The sequence below is a fragment of the Sphingomonas canadensis genome, assembly GCF_026013525.1.
Classification (GTDB): Bacteria; Pseudomonadota; Alphaproteobacteria; order Sphingomonadales; family Sphingomonadaceae; genus Sphingomonas; species Sphingomonas canadensis.
The window spans coordinates 45,717-53,040 of the sequence record NZ_JAPDRA010000016.1 but is presented as its reverse complement, the minus strand read 5'-3'; the positions used below and the strand labels follow the sequence as shown (position 1 = coordinate 53,040).

Below are 7,324 nucleotides of genomic sequence, written 5' to 3'. Positions count from 1 at the left end.
GGATCCTTCGACAAAAACAGGTCCACGATCGAATCGCTGATCTGGTCCGACACCTTGTCCGGATGTCCCTCCGACACAGACTCCGACGTGAAAAGATAGCTGGAACGCATGTGGGCTCCTTAGTGTTTGGCGTTCTGGAAAGCACCGGCCGTTGCCATTCCGGGATATAAAGCTTTCCTTATATGGCGTCCGATCCCTAGCGCGCGGCGCGACGGATGGCAATCGTCATCACGACAAACAATGCTGCGGCCGCGAAGGCGAGCCAGTTGCCCAGCCGCGCGAACAGCGTCGGCGGCAGGGGGCCGGGCATCGGCAGCTCCAGCAGCCCCTCCCGCCCCGCGCCGATCGTGCCCATCAGCCGGCCGCGTGCATCGATCACCGCGGAGACGCCGGTGGGCGTCGCGCGCAGCACCGGCAGCCCCTCTTCGATCGCGCGCAGCCGCGCCTGCGCCAGATGCTGCGGCGGCCCCCAGCTTCCGAACCAGGCGTCGTTGGAGGGATTGAAGATGAAATCGGGCCGGTCCGCGCGGTCCACCACCGCGCCCGAGAAGATGATCTCGTAGCAGACCTGGATGCCCGCCTTGCCGAAGCCGGGGACGGGGATGGTGCGCGGGCCTGGGCCGGGCAGGAAATCGATGTCGCCCATCACCAGCCGCGCCAGCCCCAGCGGCGCCAGCAGCGCGCGCAGCGGCAGATATTCGCCATAGGGGACAAGGTGGGCCTTGTCGTAGCGCGTGCCGAGCATGCCGGACGGCGCAAGCGGCCACACCGAATTGCCCGCGCCATAGATGCGATCGCGCTCGTCGAAGCGCAGCGCGTTGCCGCTCAGCAGCGCCATGTCGCCGGGGCCGAGCAGCGCGGCGATGCGCGCGCGGATATAGCGGGGGTCGTGGCCATCGTACCAATAGGGGCGGTAGCCGTCCTCCAGGTAATAGTTGACCATCCCCTCCGGCCACAACAGCAGCCGGGGCCGGGCGCCGGGCTTGCCGCTGAGCGCGATCAGCCGCTCCAGTACATGCGCGGAGTAGCTGCGATAGTCGGACAGCACATCCTCCTGCCCGATGTTGGGCTGGACGATCGCGACGGTTCGCCGCGCGGCGGGTGCGGGAGCCTCCGGGCGCGCGAGCGTCGTTACCGCCGTCACCGCGAGCAGGGTTGCGGCGAACGTTCCGGCGGCGTGCCAGCGCCGGCGCAGTGCGAGCAGCAGCGCCCCCGCCGCCAGGATCGCGATGCCCGACAGCGCATAGGTGCCGGTGAACGCCGCGATGTCGCGCACCCCCGGCACCGGCACCCAGGCGACGGCCAGCGGGTTCCACGGATAGCCGGTGAACAGCCCGCCGCGCAGCCATTCGGCGACGATCCATGCCGCGGCGGCGATCAGCACGAACCCCGCGTCGGGCGTATCGCCGCGACGGCCGAACTTCCACGCCAGCCCCATCGCCAGCGCCGGATAGACGGCGAGGTACAGCGCGAGCAGCGCCACCGCGCCATAGCCGAGCGCGGGCGGCATCTTGTCCTGGAAATCGAAGGCGTGCTGGATCCAGTTGTTGCCGACGGTGAAATGGCCCACCCCGAAAGCCCAGCCGCGCAGCATCGCCGCGCGCAGCGTGGGCGCGGCGAAGACGAGGTGGAGCAGCAGCGCCAGCGCCGCGAGCAGCACCGGCCACAGCTCCAGCGGCGCGAACCCGGTCGCCGAGACCAGCCCGGCGGCGAATGCGATCAGGACGGGGCGGCGGGAGAGGATCGGGTGAAGCACGGGCGCAAGCACTAGCCGATCCATGCGGGCGACGGAACGGGCCGCGGGGCGATGCGCCGCCCTTTCGCCCGGCCCGCGCGGTTGCTAGGCGCTGGGCCATGAGCATCCGGCCGTTCCACCTCGCCTTTCCGGTCCATGATCTTGCCGCGGCGCGCGCCTTCTATGGCGGCATCCTCGGCTGTCCGGAGGGGCGCTCGTCGGAAAGCTGGATCGATTTCGATCTGTTCGGGCACCAGATCGTGGCGCATCTGCATCCCGGCGCCCGGGCCGTGGCCGCGAACAATCCGGTGGACGGGCATAATGTGCCGGTGCCGCATTTCGGTGTGGTGCTGACCATGGCCGACTGGGAGGCGCTGGCCGCGCGCGTGGCGGCGGCGGACGTGCCCTTCGGCATCGCCCCCTATGTGCGGTTCAAGGGACAGGTGGGCGAGCAGGCGACGATGTTCTTCCTGGATCCCAGCGGCAACGCGCTGGAGTTCAAGGCGTTCGGCGACGATTCGCAGCTCTTCGCGAAATAGGTGCTGCGATGGATCCCCTGATCGTGGAAATCCCGCACGGCCTGGGCCGCGACGGCGCCCGCGCGCGCATCGCGGCGGGGGCGGAGCGGCTGGCCGACATGGTGCCCGGCGGCACGATGAGCGACGCGCACTGGGAAGGCGACACCTATCACTTCCGCGTGGCGACGATGGGCGTGGCGGTGCCCTGCCGCCTGTATGCGGACGACGGCCATGTCCGCGCCGAGCTGGAGCTGCCCGGCTATGCCGCGATGTTCGCGGGCAAGATTCGCGACAAGCTGATCGAGAAGGGAGCGGCGCTGCTCGCCTGACGCGCGCTATTTGCCCTTCGCCGCCTTTGGGGTGGGCGAGGGGGACGGAGCCGGCTTCGGCCCCGGGGCCGGTTCGGGCACCGGGGTCTGCGCGGAGCTGACGCGCCAGATTCGGTTGCCGACGTCGTCCGCGACCAGCAGGCCGCCCGATGCATCGACGATCACGCCCACCGGGCGGCCCTGCGCCTTCTTGCCGCCGGCGTCGAGGAAGCCGGTGAGCACGTCCACGGGCTTGGCGTCCTTGGCGGGCAGGCCGTTGTCGCCGAAGGGGACATAGACGACCTTGTAGCCCGACAGCGGCTCGCGGTTCCACGAACCGTGCAGGCCGATGAAAGCGCCGTTCGACCAGTTCGGCCCCAGCCGCGCGCCCGATGCGAAGGTGAGGCCCAGCGGCGCGACGTGCGGCCCCAGGCCGAAATCGGGGCGCCGCGAATATTCGCGCAGGTCCGGGCGGCCGGGGGATACGCGGGGGTCCTCATACCCGCCCCAGTAATTCCACGGCCAGCCATAGAAGCCGCCGAATTCGACGCGCGTCAGATAATCGGGCGGGCTGTCCGAACCCATCATGTCGCGTTCGTTGACGACGGTCCACAGCCGCTGGCTGACCGGCTCGAACGCCAGGCCGACGGGATTGCGCAGGCCCCAGGCGAGGACGCGCATCGTCTTGCTGTCCGGGAATATCTCCAGGATCAGCGCGCGGCCCTGTTCGGCGGCCTTGGGATTGCGCGCGAGCGCGAGCGCGTCGCCCTCGTAGATCGCCGAGCCTTCCTTATCGAGCCCGTTCTCGCCGATGTTCGACGAGGAGCCGACCGAGACGAACAGGCTCTTGCCGTCGGGCGCGGCCACCACGTCGCGCGTCCAGTGGTTGCCGCCGCCGGCATAGCTGACCACCTTCTCCGGCTTGGCGGCGATCCTGGTGTCGCCCTCCTTATAGGGGAAGCGCACCAGCCCGTCGGTGTTGGCGACATAGAGCCAGCCGCCCATAAGCGTCATGCCGAAGGGCGAGTTGAGCCCGGTGAGGAAGGCCGAGCGCGTCTCCGCCACGCCGTCGCCGTTCGAATCGCGCAGCAGCGTGATGCGGTTTGGCGAGGGCACGCCCGCGCCCGCCTTGCCCATCAGCCAGCCCATCACCAGCCCGGTGATGCCGCCCACGTCGCGCGGTGGCGAGTTGGTCTCGGCCACCAGGATATCGCCGTTGGGCAGGCGATACAGCCAGCGCGGATGCTCCAGCCCCTCGGCAAAGGCCTGTACCTTCAGGCCCGCCGCCGCCTTGGGCTGCGCGCCCGCGGCCCAGCCGACCGCATCGGCGACGCGCATCGTGGGCACATTCTGGTAACGCGGCGCGCCCAGATCGGGGACCTTGCCCGTGCCGGCATCAGCGCTGAGCAGGGCGACGTCGGGGCGGAGCGCCCACCAGATGCCGGCGGCGCCGATCACGGCGAGTACGGCGGCGGAGATCAGGATGCGCTTGAGAAGCCTTGGCATAGCGCCAGGATAGGGGCGCGGAGCGCCGATTACCAGTTCCCGGCGATCACTCCTCCGCCTCGGCCTTCTCCTCCGGCGGGTGCAGGCGCAGGCGCGTCACGCGGCGCGGATCGGCTTCGACGATCTCCAGCGTCCAGCCGCTGTCATGCGCCAGCATCTCGCCCGGCTTGGGGACGTGGCCAGCAAGCACGAAGGCGAGGCCGCCGAGCGTATCGACATCCTCTTCCAGCTCGGCCAGCCGGGGATCGATCGTCTCGGCAACATCCTCCAGCTCGGCACGGGCGTCGGCTTCCCATCCGCCGCCGTCGATCGGCACCAGCATCGCGGGAGGCGCCTCGTCATGCTCGTCCTCGATCTCGCCCACGATCTCCTCGATCAGGTCCTCGATCGTGATCAGCCCCTCGGTGCCCGAATATTCGTCGAGCACGATCGCCAGGTGCGTGCGCTTCTGGCGCATCTGGGCAAGCAGATCGAGCGCGCCCATCGATTGCGGCACGAACAGCGGCTTGCGGATCAGGCCGGAAACGTCGGGCGGCGGCGGCGCGCCGGTCGCCAGGATCGCGAACACGTCCTTCACATGGACCATGCCCACCACCGTATCCAGCGCGCCGCGATAGACGGGCAGGCGGCTGTGCCCCGCCTCGGCGAACAGCTTCACCACGTCGTCGAAGGGCGCCGACTCGTCCACGGCGATGATGTCCGCGCGGGGCACGCCCATGTCGCCCGCGTCGCGCTCGCCGAAATGGAGCAGGTTGCGCAGCATCTGCCGCTCGATCGGGGCCAGGTCTCCGGCGGGCGACTTGCCGCCTTCGTCCTCATGCTCGTCGATCGCGTCCTCGATGCGCTCGCGCAGCGTTTCTTCCTGGGTGTCCCCGAACAGCAGGGTGCGGATTCCGCGCCATATCCCGCCGCTGTCGTGGTTCTCGCCGTTGCCGCTGCTACTTTGGCCCTCGGGCATGGTGGTGGTCAGTCCTCGCGTACCGGATAGGGGTCGTGCAGGCCGAGGTCGGCCATCGCGGCCTGCTCCATGGCCTCCATGGCCTCGGCCTCCGCATCCCCCTGATGGTCATATCCTAGCAAATGGAGGGTGCCGTGGACAATCAGGTGCGCGGCATGATCCTGAACCGGTATGCCGCGTTCCGCCGCCTCGCGCGCGCAGACGCCATGGGCGAGTACGATATCGCCCAGGATCACCTCGCCGTCGTCGGTGTTCATCGTTACCGATTCGAGCAGGTCGGGCTCGATCATGGGGAAGGACAGGACGTTGGTGGGCTTGTCCTTCTGCCTGTAGTCGCGGTTGAGGATGCGGACCTCCTCGTCGGAGGTGAAGCGGACCGCCACTTCGATGACGGCGGGTGCATTGGCCCATTCGGCGAAAGGTGACTGCCCCAGTGCCGCGGCGGACGCGCGTGCGGCCAGATCCTCCCAGTCCTGCTCCGGCCAGCCGGGCTCGACGATGCCCGCGACGTCAAGCATCAGGCAATATCCGTGCGGGCGAAATCGTCGCCCTTGTAGAGCAGCCTGGCATCGTTGGTCGTGGCGCAGGCATAGGCGAAGCAATCGCCCATGTTGAGGCGCGCGGCATGGCCACTGCCCTTGCCGAAGCGCTGATAGGCATCGAGCGCGCAAGTCAGTTCTTCCGGGCCGATTGGCACGAGCTCGAGTCCCATCAGACGCGCCCCGCTTTCAACTTCGCGGCGCGCGGTGACAACGTCCATCCCGTAGGAGCGCCGGAGGCTTGCAACCGCTTCCCAGCATGACATTGCCGACCATAGCCTTTCCGAATCCCCGTCCAGCGCGCTGATCAGGGCAGGGCGCTCCGCTTCTCCGGCCAGAATCGCGACCAGCGCGGATGCGTCGACGAAGATCAAATCTCGCCCCACAGATCGTCGAAAAAGGCCTTGTCGGCCTTCAGGCCCGTAGGAGGCGGCAGGGGATTCGCCTTGCGCCATTCGTCGAGCCGTTCGAGCAGGCCCTGGCCGGACCCGGATTTCGGCGCCGCGATTTCGGCTATCCGCCGGCGCAACGCATCGCGCACCGCTTCGGTCTTCGTCGTGCCGAGCTCCGCTGCGAGTTCGGCGGCGAGCGCTGCAGTCTCGCGATCCTTGATGTACAGGGATGCCATCGCAATCTCCGCAGGGATATCCCGTATCTAATTCAGGATATCCCGGACTTCAAGCATCCGGCCCCTCATAGGCCATGACGATCCGGCCCACGATCGGGTGGCGCACGACATCGGCGGCGCTGAAGCGGCAGATCGAGATGCCCTCCACGCCCTCCAGCCGCATCACCGCGTCGTTCAGCCCCGATGCCGCGGTGCCGCCGGGCAGGTCGGTCTGGTTGGGATCGCCGCAGATCACCATCCGGCTGTTCTGGCCGAAGCGGGTGAGGAACATCTTCATCTGCCCCGGTGTGGTGTTCTGCGCCTCGTCCAGGATCACGAAGGCGTCGGCCAGCGTGCGGCCGCGCATGAAGGCGATCGGCGCGATCTCGATCTCGCCGCTGGCGATGCGCCGCTCCACCTGCTCGGGCGGCATGCAGTCATACAGCGCGTCGTAGATCGGGCGGAGATAGGGATCGACCTTCTCCTTCATGTCGCCGGGCAGGAAGCCCAGCCGTTCGCCGGCCTCCACCGCCGGGCGCGACAGGATCAGCCGCTGGACGCTGCCGGTCATGAGCTGGGCCACCGCCTGCGCCACCGCCAGATAGGTCTTGCCGGTACCCGCCGGGCCAAGCGCGAAGATCATGTCGTTGTTGACCAGCTCGCGCATGTAATGCGTCTGCGCGGCGGAGCGCGGCACGATCGTCTTGCGCCGCGTGCGGATCATGATGGGGGGCAGGCCGCCCACCCCGGTTTCCGCGCGCACGATGCCGTGGAGCATCGGCTCGCTCGACATCGCGATCACCGCGTCGATCAGCCCGGCGTCGATCTCCTCGCCGCGTATTACGCGGGTGTGCAGCTCCTGCAGCACCTCGCGCGCATGGGCCACCGCCTCGGCCGTGCCCTCGATCAGCACGCGCTGGCCGCGGGCGTGGATATAGACGCCCAGCCGCTCCTCCAGCGCCAATATGTTCGCATCATATTCGCCGAAGAGCTGCGGCAGGAGCTGGGGCTTGTCGAAGGTCACCTCGGCGCGGCTACGCTCGCCGGATTGGGCGGGGACAGGCTTGCGGCTCATGCGGCTCCTTGTCTGTGATGGGGTGCGGATCGGGCCGTGCGGGCAAGGGCGCCGCCGGGCCGGGCGCCGGGCCGTTCG

The 7,324-nt window shown here is 68.8% G+C and carries 10 protein-coding genes; 2 read left to right on the top strand and 8 right to left on the bottom strand.

The window, feature by feature from the left end:
• Both OM513_RS20270 and lnt read right to left on the bottom strand, forming a co-directional pair.
• Positions 1-110: S-adenosylmethionine synthetase N-terminal domain-containing protein (locus tag OM513_RS20270; RefSeq protein WP_264946603.1), on the bottom strand; the 110-nt coding region annotated here is incomplete at its 3' end.
• 86 nt (positions 111-196) lie between these two features.
• Positions 197-1,756 carry an apolipoprotein N-acyltransferase gene (gene lnt / locus OM513_RS20265; RefSeq protein ID WP_264946600.1) on the bottom strand — a complete coding sequence of 520 codons (1,560 nt, stop codon included), beginning with the start codon at positions 1,754-1,756 and terminating at the stop codon, positions 197-199.
• Positions 1,757-1,854: 98 nt separating this feature from the next.
• Here lnt and OM513_RS20260 point away from each other — a divergent pair, with 98 nt between their 5' ends.
• Positions 1,855-2,274, top strand: coding sequence for a VOC family protein (locus tag OM513_RS20260; protein WP_264946599.1), 420 nt, complete (start codon positions 1,855-1,857; stop codon positions 2,272-2,274).
• Positions 2,275-2,282: 8 nt separating this feature from the next.
• The gene (locus OM513_RS20255) at positions 2,283-2,582 is read left to right on the top strand and encodes a polyhydroxyalkanoic acid system family protein (RefSeq protein ID WP_264946598.1); all 300 of its coding nucleotides are present in this window, start codon (positions 2,283-2,285) and stop codon (positions 2,580-2,582) included.
• A 6-nt stretch (positions 2,583-2,588) separates the two neighbouring features.
• Here OM513_RS20255 and OM513_RS20250 read toward each other — a convergent pair whose 3' ends face one another.
• The 6 genes from OM513_RS20250 to OM513_RS20225 are packed head-to-tail and all read right to left on the bottom strand — an operon-like array spanning position 2,589 to position 7,246.
• On the bottom strand, positions 2,589-4,067 hold the full coding sequence (locus tag OM513_RS20250; RefSeq protein ID WP_264946597.1) for a PQQ-dependent sugar dehydrogenase: 1,479 nt from the start codon (positions 4,065-4,067) through the stop codon (positions 2,589-2,591).
• Positions 4,068-4,113: 46 nt separating this feature from the next.
• On the bottom strand, positions 4,114-5,025 hold the full coding sequence (locus tag OM513_RS20245) for a hemolysin family protein (protein ID WP_264946596.1): 912 nt from the start codon (positions 5,023-5,025) through the stop codon (positions 4,114-4,116).
• An 8-nt stretch (positions 5,026-5,033) separates the two neighbouring features.
• On the bottom strand, positions 5,034-5,543 hold the full coding sequence (ybeY, locus tag OM513_RS20240; RefSeq protein ID WP_264946595.1) for an rRNA maturation RNase YbeY: 510 nt from the start codon (positions 5,541-5,543) through the stop codon (positions 5,034-5,036).
• On the bottom strand, positions 5,543-5,938 hold the full coding sequence (locus OM513_RS20235) for a type II toxin-antitoxin system VapC family toxin (protein WP_264946594.1): 396 nt from the start codon (positions 5,936-5,938) through the stop codon (positions 5,543-5,545). The genes ybeY and OM513_RS20235 overlap by 1 nt, the downstream gene beginning before the upstream one ends.
• The gene (locus tag OM513_RS20230) at positions 5,935-6,192 is read right to left on the bottom strand and encodes a type II toxin-antitoxin system VapB family antitoxin (protein ID WP_264946593.1); all 258 of its coding nucleotides are present in this window, start codon (positions 6,190-6,192) and stop codon (positions 5,935-5,937) included. The genes OM513_RS20235 and OM513_RS20230 overlap by 4 nt, the downstream gene beginning before the upstream one ends.
• A 49-nt stretch (positions 6,193-6,241) precedes the next feature.
• Positions 6,242-7,246, bottom strand: a complete 1,005-nt coding sequence (locus OM513_RS20225; RefSeq protein ID WP_264946592.1) for a PhoH family protein — start codon at positions 7,244-7,246, stop codon at positions 6,242-6,244.
• Between the last annotated feature and the right edge of the window lie 78 nt (positions 7,247-7,324).